This window comes from Micromonospora sp. NPDC005161 (assembly GCF_053599855.1).
Map to the genome: position 1 here is coordinate 1 of NZ_JBSFYQ010000013.1, position 16272 is coordinate 16272.

Below are 16272 nucleotides of genomic sequence, written 5' to 3' on the forward strand. Positions count from 1 at the left end.
GCCTGGGGTGGGGTTGGGCGGGCCGTTCGGGGGGCCGCCCTGTCCCCGGCCCCGCTCGGGGGGGGCCGGGGGTGCCCCGCCCCCGCGCCCCCCGCCGGGCCGGCCGCCCGGGCCCGGAGCGGGGGGACGACGGCCGACGCTAGCCGCCCCAGCCGACGCCCGCACGGCCACGAGACGAACGCGCGACGAACTCCCCGGCCGGGTGTGGCTCGCACCGTCGGATTGATGTCGCCCGTGCGGCGGCGTCGGCGCGCTGGGGCGGGTTGATGGCGCCGGCCGGTCACGATTGCGGTGGGCCGGAGTCGTGGCGATGCGGGCCGGAGGTGGCGTCAGTGCTCAGCTCGTTCCTCCAGACCATGGCGACCAAGATGGTCGAGGAGATCCTCAAGCGACTGGTCGAGTGGCTCGCACCGAAGGCGCTGCGGTCCGTGCCGCACCGCGCCACGCCGAACTGCCCGCGCTGCGGCGGGTACGGCGTGGCCCGCTGGGCGCCTGGCGGGGTGCGGGCGGTCTTCGTGCTGTCCCTGCTGGCCTTCACGAGTACCTGCGGGCGGCCCGGCCGGTGTTCACCTGCGGTTGCGGTCAGCGGCTACGGGCGCCCGGGGCCGCCGAGGTCCAGCTGCGCTGCCCGCGCTGCGGCACCGAACACGCCACCCCGGCCCTGGCCGGCCGCTGACGTGGAGGCGATCAGCGTGCCGTCCAGGTCGAAGACGATCGCGTGCATCTGCCGCACCCCGCCGAGCTAGCCGCCGGCCGGCTCCTGCTGGGCGCGGTGGGCGGAGGCGAGCCGCTTGGGGGCGCGGGCGTACCACGCCTCGGTGATCACCTCGGTCAGCTCGGGCACGCCGATCCGGTCGAGCCGGACCAGCACCGCCGGGTAGCCCTCGAAGTGCGGGGTGGTGAAGTAGACCGACGGGTCGTCGGCGAGCAGGGCCTCCTTGACGCCGAGGTCGGGCACCCGGACGCCGAGGATCGGCCCGTCGGGCGCGGCGGTGCCGAGGGCGGCCAGGTCGGCCCGCCGCAGCGGCCTCTCCCAGACGAACGCCTTGTCCCGCACCCGCCAGGCGGGCAGCCCGTCGTACGAGGCCCGCTCGGTGGTCCCGGGCAGTGCGAGCGCGATCCGGCGGGCGTCCTCCCAGCTTGCCATGTCCACACCGTACGGGGGGTCAGCGGGCCACGGTGTGCTCGGCGAGCAGGTGGCCGAGCACGTGTCGGGCTTCGGCCGCCTTGGCCGGCTCCGGATTGTCCAGGGTGATCAGCGCCTTCCACAGCGCCCAGCCGCGCCCGCGAGCCCAGGTGGCCGCGTCGACGTCGAGCGCGTCGTGGAAGGCGGCCCTGCTCGGGCCGTGCAGCAGCGTCCAGGCGATCACGGTGTCGCAGGCGGGATCGCCGACACCACAGCAGCCGAAGTCGATGACGGCGGCCAGCCGGCCGTCGCGGACCAGCAGGTTGCCGGCCGCGACGTCGCCGTGGAACCAGACCGGCGGCCCGGCCCACGTGGCGTCGAGGGCGGCCTGCCAGATGTCGTTGACGGCGGCGACGGGTAGCTGGTCACGGTGCGTTTCGATCGCGGCCCGGGTTTCGGCGTCGTAGGTGGACAGCGGCGCGCCCCGCCAGGCGCTGTGCCGGCCGGCGGTGGGGCCGCCCGTGGCGTCGACGCGCCGTAGGGCGCGCAGGAAGCCGGCGAGGTCGGTGGCGAATCGGGTCAGGTCGTCGATCCGCTCGGGCCGGGCGGTCCGTCCGTCGATCCATCGGTAGACCGACCACGGGTACGGGTAGCCGGCGCCCGCCCGACCGTGGGCCAGGGGGGTGGGCACCTCCAGTCGCAGCCGTTCGCCGAGCACCGGCAGCCAGCGCTGTTCCTTGGCGACCTGGAGGGCGTACCCCTCGCCGCTGGGCAGCCGCACGGTCATCGCGTCGCCCAGGTGGAAGGTGCGGTTGTCCCAGCCGTCGACCTCCACCGCGCGTACCGGCAGCTCGGCCCAGTGCGGGAACTGGTCGGCGACCAGGCGGCGGACCAGTGCCTCGTCGATCCGGCCGGCCACGGCGTCGTCGGTGTCGGGTACGTCGGGGAGGTCCTGTGCGTTCATCCGCCCGAGCCTGCGGGGACCGGACTAGGTCCGCAACCGACTTTACGCCGGACGGCTGGGGTCGGTGGCGGGTGCGGGTTGCGAAGCCCATCATCGACGTGGGCGGGCACTGGTCCGCGACCTGCTGGACCGGGTCGTCGCGGCGGGTTGCCGGACGGTGGTGGTAACAGTGGACGTCTTGGTGCGGGCGCTCGCGTTGGGCGCAGCCGAGGTGCTGGTCGGCCGCCCGCCGAGCTGCGCGCTGGCAGCCGGCGGCGGTCATAATGGGCCGCATGGTTGCCTGGGAGTACGCCCTGCTCGTCCGCCGCTATCAGGGACAGGGCCGCAATTTTCACGTCTCGTTCGTCTGGTACGCGCCGGACGGGTCGCGCAGGGACATCACCGCCTTCGGTGACACCGCCATCGCCCACCTCAATCGGGTCGGCCGGGAGGGCTGGGAACTGGTCTCCGCCGCCGAGGACGTGAACAACGTCCAGGGCAGCACCGAGGTTCACCGCTACCACCTCAAGCGCCCCCTAGCCTGAGGCGCGCCCGCCCGCCGGACCGGTGCGGGGCCGGCCGGTGTCGGCCAGGTCGGTTCCGCGAGTGCGATACCTCTAAGTCATATCGATGACTCAGAGGTATCGCACTCGTCCGAGCGAGCGCCACCGACGGCGTTACCCACCGTGATCGAGGCGGCCCGGCGCGGCGACCAGCCTGAGCGTCAGGCCAGGTCGATGGCGGGGTAGAGCGGGTGGGGGGCCAGCAGCTCGGTGGCCTGGCGGGCGATCTTGTCGGCGAGGGCCGGGTCGAGGGTGTACTTGGCCTTCGAGGGGGTGCCGTCGGCGTTGGCGCCGGCCGTGGTCTGGGTGAGCACCGTGTGCATCAGCTCCGCGGTCTGGTCCATTTCCGCGGTGCCCAGGCCCCGGGTGGTCAGAGCCGGGGTGCCGACCCGGATGCCCGAGGTGTACCACGCGCCGTTCGGGTCGTGCGGGACCGAGTTGCGGTTGGTGACGATGCCCGAGTCCAGCAGCGCCTGCTCGGCCTGCCGGCCGGTGAGCCCGTAGCCGGACACGTCGATCAGCACCAGGTGGTTGTCGGTGCCGCCGGTGACCAGCTTCGCGCCCCGGCGCAGCAGCCCCTCCGCGAGGGCCTGCGCGTTGTCCACGATCCGCTCGGCGTAGTCGGCGAAGTCGGGGCGGCGGGCCTCCGCGAGGGCGACCGCCTTGGCGGCCATCACGTGCGGCAGCGGGCCACCGAGCACCATCGGGCAGCCCCGGTCCACCTGGTCGGCCAGCTCGGGCTGGCAGAGCACCATGCCGCCACGCGGGCCGCGCAGCGACTTGTGCGTGGTGGTGGTGACGATGTGCGCGTGCGGCACCGGGTCGAAGTCGCCGGTGAACACCTTGCCCGCCACCAGGCCCGCGAAGTGCGCCATGTCGACCATGAAGGTGGCGCCGACCGAGTCGGCGATCTCCCGCAGGATCCGGAAGTTCACCTTCCGGGGGTACGCCGAGTAGCCGCCGACCAGGATCAGCGGCTTGAACTCGCGGGCCGCCTCGGCCACCCGGTCGTAGTCGATCAGGCCGGTCGCCGGGTCGGTGCCGTAGCTGCGCTGGTCGAACATCTTGCCGGAGATGTTCGGCCGGAAGCCGTGGGTGAGGTGGCCGCCGGCGTCCAGCGACATGCCGAGCATCCGCTGGTTGCCCAGCTCGCGGCGCAGCGCGAACCAGTCGGCCTCGGTGAGGTCGTTGACCTGACGCACCTGCGCCTTCTTCAGCGCGGGGGACTCCACCCGGTCGGCCAGCACCGCCCAGAACGCGACCAGGTTGGCGTCGATGCCCGAGTGCGGCTGCACGTAGGCGTGCGCCGCGCCGAACAGCTCGCGGGCGTGCTCGGCGGCGAGCGCCTCGACGGTGTCGACGTTCTGGCAACCGGCGTAGAAGCGGCGCCCGACGGTGCCCTCGGCGTACTTGTCGCTGAACCAGTTGCCCATCGCGAGCAGGGTCGCCGGGGAGGCGTAGTTCTCGCTGGCGATGAGCTTGAGAGACTCCCGCTGATCGGTCAGCTCGGCGCCGATGGCGTCGGCCACCCGCGGCTCGACAGCCCGGATCACCTCAAGGGCACTCCGGAATGCGGTGGACTCGGCGTTGCGCGACATGCGACCTCCTACAGACGTGCGGAAGGCCCAGGCGCTCGGCAAACGTCCTCGTGACGGGGCCGCTCCCCGATGGTTCTCCATCCCCACGCGCCAGTAACGGCCCGCGCCGATCCTACCGGGCCGGCCCGGGCCCGCCCGGCCGACCTCCGGACGCGACCGCCGGGGTGGTTGGTCGAGCACCGCTCAGGCGGTCACGGCATCGATCGCCTTCTTGATCGCCTTCGGCTCGCCGGGCGAACGCGGCGCGTCCGCGCGCAGCGCGATCATCTTCTCGCCGATCTCCTGGAGCTGCTTACGGCCGAGCTGCTCGCGCACCTTGGGGAACCACTCCTGCTCCTCCTCCTCGACGTGGTGCGTCACGTTCTCGATCAGCACCGTCGTCTTGGGGTTGAAGCGCTCGTCGTCGGCGTCCATGCTGGCCAGCTCGAAGCAGAGCAGGTCGGCGACGTGGTGCTCCTCGTACGACTCGAGGATGTCGTCCTCCAGGTCGGGCAGGAGCCGGCGGATCTCCGGGTACATCACCTCGTTCTCCAGGTAGGTGTGCACCGTCAGAGCCTCCAGGATCTGGCCCACCAGCTTCTGCCGCTGGCTCGCCGGCCCCTCCTCGGCATCCTGGAAGGCCTTGAACAGGCGGCGCATCTCCTTGTGGTCCTCTTTGAGCAGGACGATGGCATCGGTCGACACCGGCATGACCTCCCTGGATCTCGTCTGGTGTCGATCCCGTACCCGAGGGATGAACTGCGGAAACAGGGTTACCCCGAACGGGTGGGGCCCGGCGCCGAAGCGCCGGGCCCCACACTGGTCGTACCGTTGGTCAGCGGACCACGCCGTACGCGCTCACCATGCCCGCGCCGTAGAAGCCGTTCCGCGCCCCGCCGGAGCAGGTCGCGTCGTAGACGGCACCCAGCAGCGGGACCGGGTTGTAGACACCCGCGGGGCAGCTCTGCGCCCGAGCCGTGCGCTCCAGGAACGACGCCAGCTGGCCCGGGGACATGTCCGGGTGGGCCGAGGCCGCCAGCGCCGCGACGCCGGCGACGTGCGGGCCGGACATCGAGGTGCCCTGCTTGTAGCCCCAGCCGTTGGTCCGCGTCGCCGTGTTGAAGGTGGTGGACAGGATGCCGTCGGTCAGCGTCGACCGGGCACCCTGGGTGCGGAACCGGGTGTCACCACCCGGAGCGGTGACGTCCACGACACCCTGGCCGTACGAGGAGTAGTAGCTCTTTTCCCCGGTCGGGCCCACCGCCGAGACGGTCACCACGCCCGGCGCCTCGGCCGGCAGGTCGAGGCAGGCGCTGTTGATGTCGCGCACCTCGGGCGTCCCGTTGTTCGGGCTGCCCGCGTCGACCGTCTTGTGGGCCAGATCGACGTTGGAGTTGCCCGCGGACGCGACGTTGAGCACGCCCTTGCTGTGCGAATAGCGGATGGCACGCTGCACGGCCTGCCACACCGGTCGCTGGCGCGCGTCGTTGCGGCAGTTGAACTCCCACGGGTCGATGTAGTAGCTGTTGTTCGTGACCTTCATGCCGTGCTCGGCGGCCCAGAGGAAGCCGCAGACCGCCGCCTCGGGGTAGATGAAGCCGTCGTTGTTGACCACCTTGACGGCGGCCACCTTGACGCCTGGGGCGACGCCGGTGACGCCGACGCCGTTGATGGCGGCGGCGATGGTGCCCGCCACGTGGGTGCCGTGATCGGATGTGGTCGGGTTCCAGGCCGCCTCGGTGGTGTCGACGACGCCGCCAAGGCAGGACGTGCTCTTGTCCTTGGCGATCTGGCTGGCCAGGTCGGGGTGACTGGAGGAGATGCCGCTGTCCAGCACGCCCACCACTACGTCCGCGCTTCCGGTGGTGACGGCGTGGGCCTGCGGGACGCCGATCATCGGCATGTCCCACTGCTGGCCGAACAGGGGCTCGGCGGTCGGGTCACCGGTGGCGCTGGCGAGGTCGGCGGCGGAGACCTCCACGGTCTCGCCCTCGTCGAGAGCGGTGCCGAGCCCGGTGGTCGCGGCCACCGACTCGACCCCGGCTCCCGCCACCTCGGTGGCGAAGTCGGGGTTGCTGGAGCGGGCGACGAGCACACCGATCTGCTCGTAGCTGGCCATCACGGTGCCCTTGGCGGCGGCCACCCGGGCAGCGGCCCTGTCGTTCGCCGCGCCCTGCGGGGCGAGAACCAGGAACGTCGTGTCCGGGCCGGCGGCCGTGGCCGGCGCCAGTGCGCCGGTGACGGCGAGACCGACCCCGAGCGTCACCGCGGACGCGGCGGCCAGTGTCTTGTTGCGGAGGTTTTTCACGCGGACTCCCAGGAGCGGGGACCAACCGGTGCGCTCCCGGGCGGGGAGTGACCGGCCGAGGGCGGGCGGGATGCCCGTCTCTGGTAGTCGAGCGCGGACGGTCGGTGTGGCGTTACACACACCCCGGCAGGTGGGACGAAAGGTGTCAGACCGTGGCCAGCGTGCGGGGGATCTCGTCGAGCAGTTCCCGGGCCAGGAAGCCGATCCGGCCGTACCGGGGGATCAGCCGCTGGCCGCTCACCGCGTGCGCGAACGACGCCCAGCAGGCGGCCTGGGCCGGCTCGGCGCCCCGGGAGAGTAGCCCGGCCAGTAGCCCGGCGAGCACGTCCCCGCTGCCCGAGGTGCCCAGCCCGGCGTCGCCGCTCTCCTCGCGCCAGCGCCGCCCGTCCGGGGTGGCCACGTGGCCGTAGAGCGAGACGACCGCCTCGTACCGGACGGCCAGCTCGGCCGCCTCGGCGTCCAGGTCGTCGCCCGGGTCGCGGCCGAGCAGGTGCCCGGCCTCGGTGACGTTCGGGGTCAGCACCGCCGGTCGCCCCGAGCCGACCAGCAGGCCCGGCTCGTGGCTGAGTGCGCCCAGGGCGTACGCGTCGAGCACCAGCGGGGTGCGCGGCCCCGCCGCGTCCAGGACCAGGCGCAGCAGCTCGCGCGTCTCGTCGATCCCCTTCAGCCCCGGCCCGAGGGCCACCACGTCGGCATGACCGATCAACTCGCCGAGCTGGCCGTCCCGGTCCGCGGCGACCGCGCCGGTCGGGGTCTCCGGCAGCCCGATCACCAGCGCCTCGGGCACCTGGACGCTCAGCGTGGCAGCGGTGGACTCGGCGGCGGTGAGCTGGAGAACCCCCGCGCCGGCGCGCAACGCGGCGACCCCGGCGAGCAGCACCGCCCCGGGGGTGAAACGGGAGCCGCCGACCACCAGCACGGTGCCCCGGCTCTCCTTGCCGCCGGTCGGGATCGGCAGCTCCCAGTTCCGCAGCAGCCCCGGCGTGATCACCTTCACCTCAGACCGGCTCGGCATGGATCTCGTCCTCCCTGGTCGGCTGGGCGCCCTGCCGGCGTAGGTGGCCCACCTCGTTGAACCCGGCCAGCGCCAGCCGGCCGTCGGTGTCGACCGACCAGTGGGTGATCGAGCAGTTGGCGATGACGTGTTCGCCGGTCAGCGCCATCAGCTCCGGCTCGGTCAACCCCTCCACCAGGTAGCGCAGCAGGAAGACCAGCGCGTCGTGGCCGAAGAGCAGCACCCGCTGGTCGGCATGGTCCCGGCGCAGGTCGCCGAGGAGCGTCCGCAGCCGCAGCGCCACGTCGGTCCAGGATTCCCCGCCGGGCGGCCGGTAGTAGAACTTGCCCAGCCGGGCGCGGCGGTCGGCCTCGTCCGGGAACCGCCGGCGCACCCCGTGCCCGGTCAGCCCGTCGAGGATGCCCAGCTCCCGGTCGCGCAGCCGCTCGTCCCGGCTGAGCGGCACCCCGGTGCCGTGCAGTGCCAGTTCGGCGGTGGAGACCGCGCGCAGGTACGGCGAGACCACCGCCACGCCCGGGCGCCGGTCCGCGGGCAGCCCGGCCAGCCAGCGGCCGGTGGCCCGGGCCTGGTCCTCGCCGGTGGGGGAGAGCGGCACGTCGGCGTCCCGGTGGGTGAGCCCGATCAGGTCGGCACCGGAGGACTCGGCCTCGCTTGCCGCCACGTTCGCGGTGCTCTCGCCATGTCGGATGATCCACAAGGTTGCCAGTTCGGCCATGCGGCACCCCCTACCCGGCCCGGCTGCCGGGTAACCGCGCCACCGGCGCAGGTCGGGGGTCGGGGGTCGGGCGTGAACGCCACTCGGTCGGGTAAGCGTGGGCTTCACCGCGAGCCGACAGGGGAGGTGCGCCGTGGCGACGATGGTCAAAGAGCAGATCAGCCCGGTGAAGGACAAGAACTACGACCTGATCCGGGCGTTGCAGATGTCACTGGAGAACGTGTACCGGATGGACACGTACATCGCCGACGCCGAGCAGCATGGCGACAGTGAACTGGCCAACTGGTTCCGCCTGATCCAGGACAACAGCCGCAAGGCGGGTGAGCAGGGCAAGCAGATGCTGATGTCCCGGATGCAGCAGGAGAAGCGCTGACCGCGGCGAATGTCGCCCGGGCGCGGGCGGATGCCGGTCGATGACCGGCATCCGCCGCGCTGACCCCCGACGGCACATCGACCCACGTCCAGGCGATCCCCTCGATGCCGCGCGGTCCGGTCCGGTTCGGGACAGCGCCGCAGGAGGTCGATGGGGAACAATGTCCGTCCGGGACGGCCGGGCCGCCCCGAGACGGAGGGGTGGAATCGACGATGACGGTCGTCCGGGGTCTGCGCGAAGCGCTGCTGCTGTTCCTGATCGCCGCTGTTCTGGTCGGGGCCGCCGCAGCGGTCTGGGTGGCGGTCGACGGGGGTGACTACACCGGCCGACTGGGGATCGCGCTGATGGTGGTGGGCGCGCTGTTCGGAGTGACCGGCGACCTGACGCTGAGCCGGATCGGCATGCTCGGCCCGCGTGCCACCTTCGGGCTCGCGCCGGAGCGCGAGGAGGCCGGGGGCGGGCGGGTGCTCACCGGCGTCGGCATCTTCCTGTTCGTCGGGTTGCCGCTGATCCTGGTCGGCGTCCTCCTGGTCACCTGACCGGGCCCGCGGGCCGGGCAGATCGGTCCGCGTCGCGCCCTGCTCGTCTCCGGTCGATGACCGCGAGGAGCCCGCCGGCGTCGTACCCTCGTGGGCGTGGCCACGGCGGCGGAGGAGATCCAGGTGGGGGAGCGGCTGGTCCGCGTCTCCAGCCCCGACAAGCCGTACTTCCCCGAGCGCGGGCTGACCAAGCTGGACGTGGTCCGCTACTTCCTGGCGGTGGGCGACGGCATCCTGCGGGCGCTGCGGGACCGGCCGACCATGCTGGAACGCTGGCCGCGTGGCGTCTTCGAGGGCGCGACAATCGCCACCCGGCAGACCAACCGGGGTGACGCGTTCTACCAGAAGCGGCTGCCAGCGGGCGCGCCCGAGTGGGTGCGCACCGCGCACATCACCTTCCCCAGTGGCCGTACCGCCGACGAGGTCGCGCCGAGCGAGCTGGCCGTGGTGATCTGGGCGGCCAACCTGGGGACGCTGCGCTTTCATCCGTGGCCGGTGACCGCCGCCGACGTGGAGCGCCCCGACCAGCTGCGCATCGATCTCGACCCGATGCCCGGCGTCGAGTTCGCGCAGGTCGTGCCGGTGGCCCACGAGGTGCGGGCGTTCCTCGCCGAGCTGGGCATGACCGGTTACCCGAAGACCACCGGAGGCCGGGGCCTGCACGTCTACCTGTCGATCGAGCCGCGGTGGAGCTTCGGCGAGTGCCGGCGGGCGGTGCTCGCGCTGGGCCGGGAGATGCAGCGTCGCCTGCCGGAGCTGGTCACCACCACCTGGTGGCGCGAGCAGCGGGACAAGCCGGTCTTCGTCGACTACAACCAGATGGCCCGGGACCACACCGTGACGTCGGCGTACTCGATCCGGCCCACGCCGCAGGCTCTGGTGTCGGCGCCGCTGGACTGGGCGGAGCTGGACGACGCCCGCCCGGAGGACTTCGACGTGCTCTCCGTGCCGGCCCGGTTCGCGGAGCGGGGTGACCCACACGCCGGCCTGGACGGCGACCGGCACTCGCTGGAGCCACTGCTGGAGCTGGCCGACCGGGAGGGGCTGGAGGCCCCGCCGGAGCGGTAAGGAAGGGTCCCCTATTAACGCCAGGCGTTAATAGGGGACCCTTCCTTGCACCTCACGCCCAGGGGCTGCCCGCCCCGTCGAACTCCTCGAAGACCAGCCAGGTGCGGGTGGACAGCACCCCCGGGATGCTCTGCACCCGGCCCAGCACGACGTCCCGCAGCGCGGCGTTGTCCGGTGCGCGGACCAGCGCGAGCACGTCGTGGTCGCCGCCGAGCAGCGCGGCGTGCTCGATGTAGCGCACCTGAGCCAGCTCCGCGGAAACCTCCCGCCAGGTGTTCTGCTCGATCGTCAGCGCGATGTACGCCGAGGTGCCCAGGCCGGCCGCCACGGGCGCCACCTGGGCCCGGAACCCGGTGATCACTCCGTCGCGGAGCAGCCGCTCCACCCGGGCGTACGCGTTGGTGCGGGAGATGTGGATCCGCTCGGCGAGGGTGCGCACCGAGGTCCGCCCGTCACGGACCAGCTCGCCGAGGATCCGCCGGTCCACCTCGTCCAGGGGTCGGGCCGATCGTCCCGATCCGGTCGCCCGGCCCACCCCGTCGGTGGCCTCCTGGCTCACTGATGCGCCCTTCTCATGCCAACCGTCCCGCCTTCGACCTGGATCTTGAGTCAATCATCCGACAGGCGGAAGCATAGGCCCACCACACGTCCCAGGAGGTTCCGCCGTGACGACCACTCCCCAGGCGGTCCGCAGGGCATCCCCGCGCACCCGTCGGGCGGCCACCCCGCCCGACCCGGCGCGCCCGCTGCTGCCCGACGCCGAGCCCGTCCGCCTGCTCGACCCGAGCGGCACCCCGCTGCCCGCCCGCACCGACTACCCGGAGCCGCCCGTCGAGGCGCTGCGTGAGCTGTACCGCCGGATGGTGCTCGGCCGCCGGTTCGACACCCAGGCGACGGCGCTGACCAAGCAGGGCCGGCTCGCCGTCTACCCGTCCTCCCGGGGACAGGAGGCGTGCCAGGTCGCCGCGGTGCTCGCGGTCCGGGACACCGACTGGGTGTTCCCCACCTACCGCGAGTCGATGGCACTGGTCGCCCGGGGCATCGACCCGGTCGAGGTGCTCACCCTGCTGCGCGGCGACTGGCACTGCGGCTACGACCCGGCCGCGATGCGGACCGCACCGCAGTGCACGCCACTCGCCACCCAGTGCGTGCACGCCGCCGGGCTGGCGCACGGCGAGGCGTACCAGGGGCGCGACACGGTGGCGCTGGCCTTCATCGGCGACGGCGCGACCAGCGAGGGTGACTTCCACGAGGGGATCAACTTCGCCGCCGTGTTCAAGGCGCCGGTGGTCTACTTCGTCCAGAACAACCGGTACGCGATCAGCGTCCCGCTGTCCCGGCAGACCGCGGCGCCGTCGCTGGCCTACAAGGGCGTCGGTTACGGCGTGCCCAGCGAGCAGGTCGACGGCAACGACCCGGTCGCGGTGCTCGCCGTGCTCACCCGCGCGGTGGAGCACGCCCGCGCCGGCAAGGGGCCGTTCCTCGTCGAGGCGCACACCTACCGGATGGAGCCGCACACCAACGCCGACGACGCGACCCGCTACCGTGACGGCGCCGAGGTCGACGCCTGGCGGGACCGGGACCCGGTCACCCGGCTGGAGACCTACCTGCGCTCGCGCGGGGTGCTCGACGACGCGGCGGTCGCCGAGATCGCCGAGCAGGCCGAGGCGTACGCGGCGGACCTGCGGACCCGGATGAACGAGCAGCCCGCGGTCGACCCGCTGAGCCTCTTCGACCACGTCTACGCCGAGCCCACCCCGCAGCTGCTGGAGCAGCGCGAGCAGGTCCGCGCCGAGCTGGCCGCCGCGCACGACGAGGAGGGTGACGCCTGATGGCCACCACCATGGCGAAGGCCCTCAACACCGCGCTCGCCGACGCCCTCGCCGCCGACGAGCGGGTGGTCGTCTTCGGTGAGGACGTCGGCCAGCTCGGCGGCGTCTTCCGGATCACCGACGGCCTGCAGGCCCGGTTCGGCGAGAAGCGCTGCTTCGACACCCCCCTCGCCGAGGCCGGCATCGTCGGCTTCGCCGTCGGCCTGGCCATGTCCGGGTTGCGGCCGGTGGTCGAGATGCAGTTCGACGCGTTCGCGTACCCGGCCTTCGAGCAGATCGCCTCGCACGTGGCGAAGCTGCGCAACCGCACCAGGGGCGCGCTGAGCGTGCCGATCGTCATCCGGGTGCCGTACGCCGGCGGGATCGGCGGGGTGGAGCACCACTGCGACTCGTCCGAGGCGTACTACGCGCACACCCCGGGTCTGAAGGTCGTCACCCCGGCGACCGTGCAGGACGCGTACTCCCTGTTGCGGGAGGCGATCGAGGACCCGGACCCGGTGGTCTTCATGGAGCCCAAGAAGCTCTACTTCGCCAGCGCCGACGCGGAGCTGCCGGCGCGTACCGAACCGTTCGGCCGGGCGGTCGTGCGCCGGCCCGGGCGCGACGCCACCCTGGTGGCGTACGGGCCGGCGGTGCCGGTCGCGCTGGAGGCCGCCGACGCCGCCCGCGAGGAGGGCTGGGACCTGGAGGTGGTGGACGTGCGCACCATCGTGCCGTTCGACGACGCCACGATCACCGCCTCCGTCCGGCGCACCGGCCGGTGCGTGGTGATCCAGGAGGCGCCCGGGTTCGCCAGCGTCGGCGCGGAGATCGCCGCCCGGGTGCAGGAGCGCTGCTTCCACGCGCTGCACGCCCCGGTGCTGCGGGTGGCCGGGCTGGACATCCCGTACCCGGCGCCGATGCTGGAGCACACCCACCTGCCCGGGGTGGACCGGGTGCTCGACGCGGTGGCCCGGTTGCAGTGGGACGACCAGCCGGACCCGCGCTGGTCGATGCAGGGCAGCGCGGCATGACCACGGTCGAGCGGACGCAGGTCTTCCTCCTGCCCGACCTGGGCGAGGGGCTGAGCGAGGCGGAGATCGTCGAGTGGCGGGTCGCGGTCGGCGACGTGGTCACGGTCGACCAGAGCGTGGTCGAGGTGGAGACCGCCAAGGCGGTCGTCGACGTGCCCTGCCCGTACGCCGGGCGGGTGGTCACCCTGCACGGCGCGGCGGGTGAGGTCCGTCCGGTCGGCCAGCCGTTGATCACTATCGCGCCCCTGGACGGCGGTGCCGAGCCGGCCGGGCACGCCACCTACCGCGAGGAGGAGCGCGCGGGTTCCGGCAACGTGCTGATCGGGTACGGCACCGGGCACGGCGGGACGACCCGACGCCGACGCCGACCCCGGCTGGCGCTGGCCCCCGAGCCCACCGACGTCGCGTCCGGCGATGTCTCCGGTCCGGCCGCCGCGGGCAGCCCGGCGGGCCGCACCGAGGCGTCCTCCGGCGGCGCCCCGGCCGGCACGACCGCCCCGGCCGCCCTGGTCATCTCACCGATCGTCCGGCGGCTGGCCCGCGAGCGCGGGATCGACCTGGGCACGGTGCGGGGCACCGGGCCCGGCGGGGTGATCCGTCGCGCGGACGTGGAGGCGGCGCTGGCCGCGCCCGCCCCCCGGCTGGCGGCCGTGCCGGACCCGCACGCGACGGTGATCCCGGGCGGCGACGGCGATGTGATCGTCCCGCTCACCGGCGTCCGCAAGGCGATCGCCGACAAGCTCTCCCGCAGCCGGCGGGAGATCCCCGAGGTGACCATCTGGGTCGACGTGGACGCCACCGGGCTGCTGGAGACCCGGGCCGCGATCAACGCGGCGACGCCGGACGCGCCGGTGAGCATCCTGGCCCTGCTGGCCCGGATCTGCCTCTCCGGGCTGCGCAGGTTCCCGCAGCTCAACGCCCGGGTCGACACCGAGGCCCAGCGGATCGTCCAGTCCGCCGGGGTGCACCTGGGCATCGCCGCGCAGACCGACCGGGGCCTTCTGGTGCCGGTGCTGCGCGACGCCCAGCGGCTCACCACCGCCGAGCTGGCCGCGGAACTCGCGGCCACCACCGCGGCGGCGCGGGCGGGCACCCTGGCGCCGGCCCGGCTGACCGGTGGCACCTTCACCCTGAACAACTACGGGGTGTTCGGCGTGGACGGCTCCACGCCGATCATCAACCATCCCGAGGCGGCACTGCTCGGCGTGGGGCGGATCGTGGACAAGCCGTGGGTGGTGGACGGGCAGCTCGCCGTGCGCAAGGTGACCCAGCTCAGCCTCACCTTCGACCACCGGGTCTGCGACGGTGGGGTGGCCGGTGGCTTCCTGCGGCACGTCGCCGACTGCGTGGAGCGGCCGGCGCTGCTGATCGCCGCCGTCTGACCCGGCGTACCCCGGCCCCGGCGCTGCCCGTGCGGCGCCGGGGCCGGCGCACGCCCGGGGTTTCCCCAACGTGTCACCGGGAAGTCGGCCCCGCGGAGTGCACCGCCGCGTCGAAGGGAGCCGGTTCGTGGCGTACCAGGTACCCAACGCGTTCCGGGAGCGACGGCCCGCCTCGGCCGGCGCGCCGCTGCACTGCGACGCGCGGGAGTACGGGCTGTGCGGCGACGGCCGAACCAACGACCAGCCGGCGCTGGCTGCCCTCGTGGACCGGCTCGGCGACGGCTACGCGGCGGACGGGCGGGCCCGCGTCATCTACTGCCCACCGGGCATCTACTCGATCCGGGACGCCGGCACGGTGTGGCGCAGCGGCGTCTCGCTGGTCGGGGCCGGGCCGGCGGCGACCCGGTTCCTGCTCAGCAACGAGTGCAACCGGGTCGACCCGACCCCGTTGGCGTACTGGACCGTCCTGCAGCACGGCGCGGGCCGGGACCGGCACATCGCCGACTGCACCTTCGCCGACTTCGAGATCGACGGCTCCGGGGTGGCGATGGCCGAGTACAACTACCTGGCCAAGGGCCTCGGCCTCCAGTACGTGGTGCGCGGTGTCTTCCGCAACCTCTACATCCACCACACCGCGGCCACCGGGCTGGGGTGCGACTTCCTGCAGGACAGCCTGATCGACGGTGTGGTGGTGGTCGGCTGTGGCCGGCTGGACAACGGCGAGCAGATCGGCGGCGCGGGAATCGGCGTGGGCATCGGCGGCTGGGGCGCGGTGGAACGGCTGACCATCGTCAACTCCACCACCCTGGCCAACGGCACCAACGGGATCTTCCTGGAACTCCAGAAGGACTACTGGTCCCCGCCCCGGGGGTACCGCATCATCGGCTGCCACAGTCAGGGCAACCGGTTCGGCATCTCCGACTGGGGCGCGGACGGGCTGATCGTCTCCGCGTGCACGATGGCCGACAACCTGGAGGCCGGCTTCGACGTCTCGGCCGAGGGCACCGCGGGCGTGGCCGGTCGGGGTGGGCTGCTCACCGACTGCGTCATCGACGGCAACATCGGCGACGGGATCAGCATCGGCAACACCTCTGGCCCCTACACCATCCGGGGCAACCGGATCAGCGACAACGGCCGGAACGGCTACCACGGGCACGACCTCGGGCGCGGTTACCAGGGCCCGGCACGGGACGTGGTGATCGAGAGCAACGAGTTCTGGGGCAATGGACTGGACGCGGTCCGGGTCGACCATCCGATGGTCGACGCGGTACTGCTCAACAACCGGATCCGCAACAACGGCCGGCAGTTCGCGCAGGCGGCCGGCGGTGCTGGCGAGACGGTCCGCTACAGCGAGCGGTCCCTGGTGGACCGGGCGGCCGACTGGCCGCACGACGGGCACCGGGGCAAGGTGCTGCGGGTCGGACGATCCGTGGCGCTGGTCGCCTCGAACACCGGCGACGAGCTCACCCTCGCCCCGGTCCGCCCCGACGCCTTGAGCGCATGGAGCGGGGACATCCCGCCGCCGGGCTGCCGGTACGAGCTGTCCCCGGCGCCCGCGCGGCGGGCCGGCATCACCATCGACGCGGCGTGCGATTCGGCGACGATCCGGGGCAACCGGATCTGGGACAACCGTGAGAGCCGGACCCAGACCAACGGGTTGTGGATCACCGAGCGGGGCAGCTGCGTCGACTGCCGGGTCGAGGGGAACGACCTCGGCGGCAACGCCGACGAGGGGCTGCGGCTGGACACCCCGCCGGTGGGCGGCCGCTGGCGCGACAACCACGACGACAGCGACTGGGGCTGAGCGGCGGCGGCCGG

The 16272-nt window shown here is 73.1% G+C and carries 17 protein-coding genes and 1 riboswitch; of the genes, 9 read left to right on the plus strand and 8 right to left on the minus strand.

The annotated features are described in order from the left end of the window. Nucleotides 1-332 precede the first annotated feature (332 nt). Nucleotides 333-746: a hypothetical protein gene (locus ACWD5O_RS14750; protein WP_354962246.1), complete on the plus strand. Its 414-nt coding sequence runs from the start codon at nt 333-335 to the stop codon at nt 744-746. On the opposite strand, the gene ACWD5O_RS14755 is transcribed toward ACWD5O_RS14750, so the two are convergent. Both ACWD5O_RS14755 and ACWD5O_RS14760 read right to left on the minus strand, forming a co-directional pair. Continuing rightward, entirely contained in the window at nt 743-1147 is a 405-nt protein-coding gene (locus tag ACWD5O_RS14755; RefSeq protein WP_450085597.1) for an MmcQ/YjbR family DNA-binding protein, read from the minus strand. The genes ACWD5O_RS14750 and ACWD5O_RS14755 overlap by 4 nt on opposite strands. A gap of 19 nt (nt 1148-1166) precedes the next feature. Further along, nucleotides 1167-2090, minus strand: coding sequence for an aminoglycoside phosphotransferase family protein (locus ACWD5O_RS14760; RefSeq protein WP_450085598.1), 924 nt, complete (start codon nt 2088-2090; stop codon nt 1167-1169). A 263-nt stretch (nt 2091-2353) separates the two neighbouring features. On the opposite strand from ACWD5O_RS14760, the gene ACWD5O_RS14765 reads away from it, so the two are divergent. Then, nucleotides 2354-2614: a hypothetical protein gene (locus ACWD5O_RS14765; protein ID WP_089020799.1), complete on the plus strand. Its 261-nt coding sequence runs from the start codon at nt 2354-2356 to the stop codon at nt 2612-2614. 179 nt (nt 2615-2793) lie between these two features. On the opposite strand, the gene ACWD5O_RS14770 is transcribed toward ACWD5O_RS14765, so the two are convergent. From ACWD5O_RS14770 to ACWD5O_RS14790, 5 genes are all read right to left on the minus strand, one after another. Further along, nucleotides 2794-4230: a glycine hydroxymethyltransferase gene (locus tag ACWD5O_RS14770; RefSeq protein ID WP_450085599.1), complete on the minus strand. Its 1437-nt coding sequence runs from the start codon at nt 4228-4230 to the stop codon at nt 2794-2796. Between the two features lie 18 nt (nt 4231-4248). After that, a riboswitch (ZMP/ZTP riboswitch) is annotated at nt 4249-4338 on the minus strand. Nucleotides 4339-4413: 75 nt separating this feature from the next. Beyond that, entirely contained in the window at nt 4414-4914 is a 501-nt protein-coding gene (locus ACWD5O_RS14775) for a hemerythrin domain-containing protein (RefSeq protein ID WP_450085600.1), read from the minus strand. A gap of 130 nt (nt 4915-5044) precedes the next feature. Further along, entirely contained in the window at nt 5045-6517 is a 1473-nt protein-coding gene (locus ACWD5O_RS14780; RefSeq protein WP_450085601.1) for a S8 family peptidase, read from the minus strand. 145 nt (nt 6518-6662) lie between these two features. Next, complete coding sequence (locus ACWD5O_RS14785) at nt 6663-7532, minus strand: NAD(P)H-hydrate dehydratase (RefSeq protein ID WP_450085602.1); 870 nt, start codon at nt 7530-7532, stop codon at nt 6663-6665. Beyond that, a complete protein-coding gene (locus ACWD5O_RS14790) occupies nt 7516-8247 on the minus strand; it encodes a histidine phosphatase family protein (protein WP_450085603.1) in 732 nt (243 codons plus the stop codon). Before ACWD5O_RS14790 ends, ACWD5O_RS14785 begins: the two co-directional genes overlap by 17 nt. A gap of 142 nt (nt 8248-8389) precedes the next feature. Between ACWD5O_RS14790 and ACWD5O_RS14795 the strand changes: the two genes are divergently transcribed. From ACWD5O_RS14795 to ACWD5O_RS14805, 3 genes are all read left to right on the plus strand, one after another. Then, a complete protein-coding gene (locus tag ACWD5O_RS14795) occupies nt 8390-8620 on the plus strand; it encodes a hypothetical protein (protein WP_450085705.1) in 231 nt (76 codons plus the stop codon). Between the two features lie 212 nt (nt 8621-8832). After that, entirely contained in the window at nt 8833-9159 is a 327-nt protein-coding gene (locus ACWD5O_RS14800; RefSeq protein WP_354962239.1) for a hypothetical protein, read from the plus strand. 96 nt (nt 9160-9255) lie between these two features. Beyond that, nucleotides 9256-10227, plus strand: coding sequence for a DNA polymerase domain-containing protein (locus ACWD5O_RS14805; RefSeq protein ID WP_450085604.1), 972 nt, complete (start codon nt 9256-9258; stop codon nt 10225-10227). Between the two features lie 52 nt (nt 10228-10279). Here the strand turns inward: ACWD5O_RS14805 and ACWD5O_RS14810 are convergent, their stop codons facing one another. Continuing rightward, the gene (locus tag ACWD5O_RS14810) at nt 10280-10714 is read right to left on the minus strand and encodes an Lrp/AsnC family transcriptional regulator (protein ID WP_450085706.1); all 435 of its coding nucleotides are present in this window, start codon (nt 10712-10714) and stop codon (nt 10280-10282) included. A 178-nt stretch (nt 10715-10892) separates the two neighbouring features. Between ACWD5O_RS14810 and pdhA the strand changes: the two genes are divergently transcribed. The 4 genes from pdhA (at nt 10893) to ACWD5O_RS14830 (ending at nt 16258) form a co-directional block, all read left to right on the plus strand. Next, nucleotides 10893-12059, plus strand: coding sequence for a pyruvate dehydrogenase (acetyl-transferring) E1 component subunit alpha (gene pdhA, locus ACWD5O_RS14815; RefSeq protein WP_450085605.1), 1167 nt, complete (start codon nt 10893-10895; stop codon nt 12057-12059). Next, nucleotides 12056-13072 (plus strand): alpha-ketoacid dehydrogenase subunit beta, encoded by a 1017-nt coding sequence (locus tag ACWD5O_RS14820; protein ID WP_450085707.1) that lies wholly within the window; start codon nt 12056-12058, stop codon nt 13070-13072. The genes pdhA and ACWD5O_RS14820 overlap by 4 nt, the downstream gene beginning before the upstream one ends. Further along, nucleotides 13069-14454 carry a dihydrolipoamide acetyltransferase family protein gene (locus tag ACWD5O_RS14825; RefSeq protein WP_450085606.1) on the plus strand — a complete coding sequence of 462 codons (1386 nt, stop codon included), beginning with the start codon at nt 13069-13071 and terminating at the stop codon, nt 14452-14454. Before ACWD5O_RS14820 ends, ACWD5O_RS14825 begins: the two co-directional genes overlap by 4 nt. 127 nt (nt 14455-14581) lie before the next feature. Then, a complete protein-coding gene (locus tag ACWD5O_RS14830; RefSeq protein ID WP_354962234.1) occupies nt 14582-16258 on the plus strand; it encodes a right-handed parallel beta-helix repeat-containing protein in 1677 nt (558 codons plus the stop codon). Nucleotides 16259-16272: the final 14 nt, after the last annotated feature.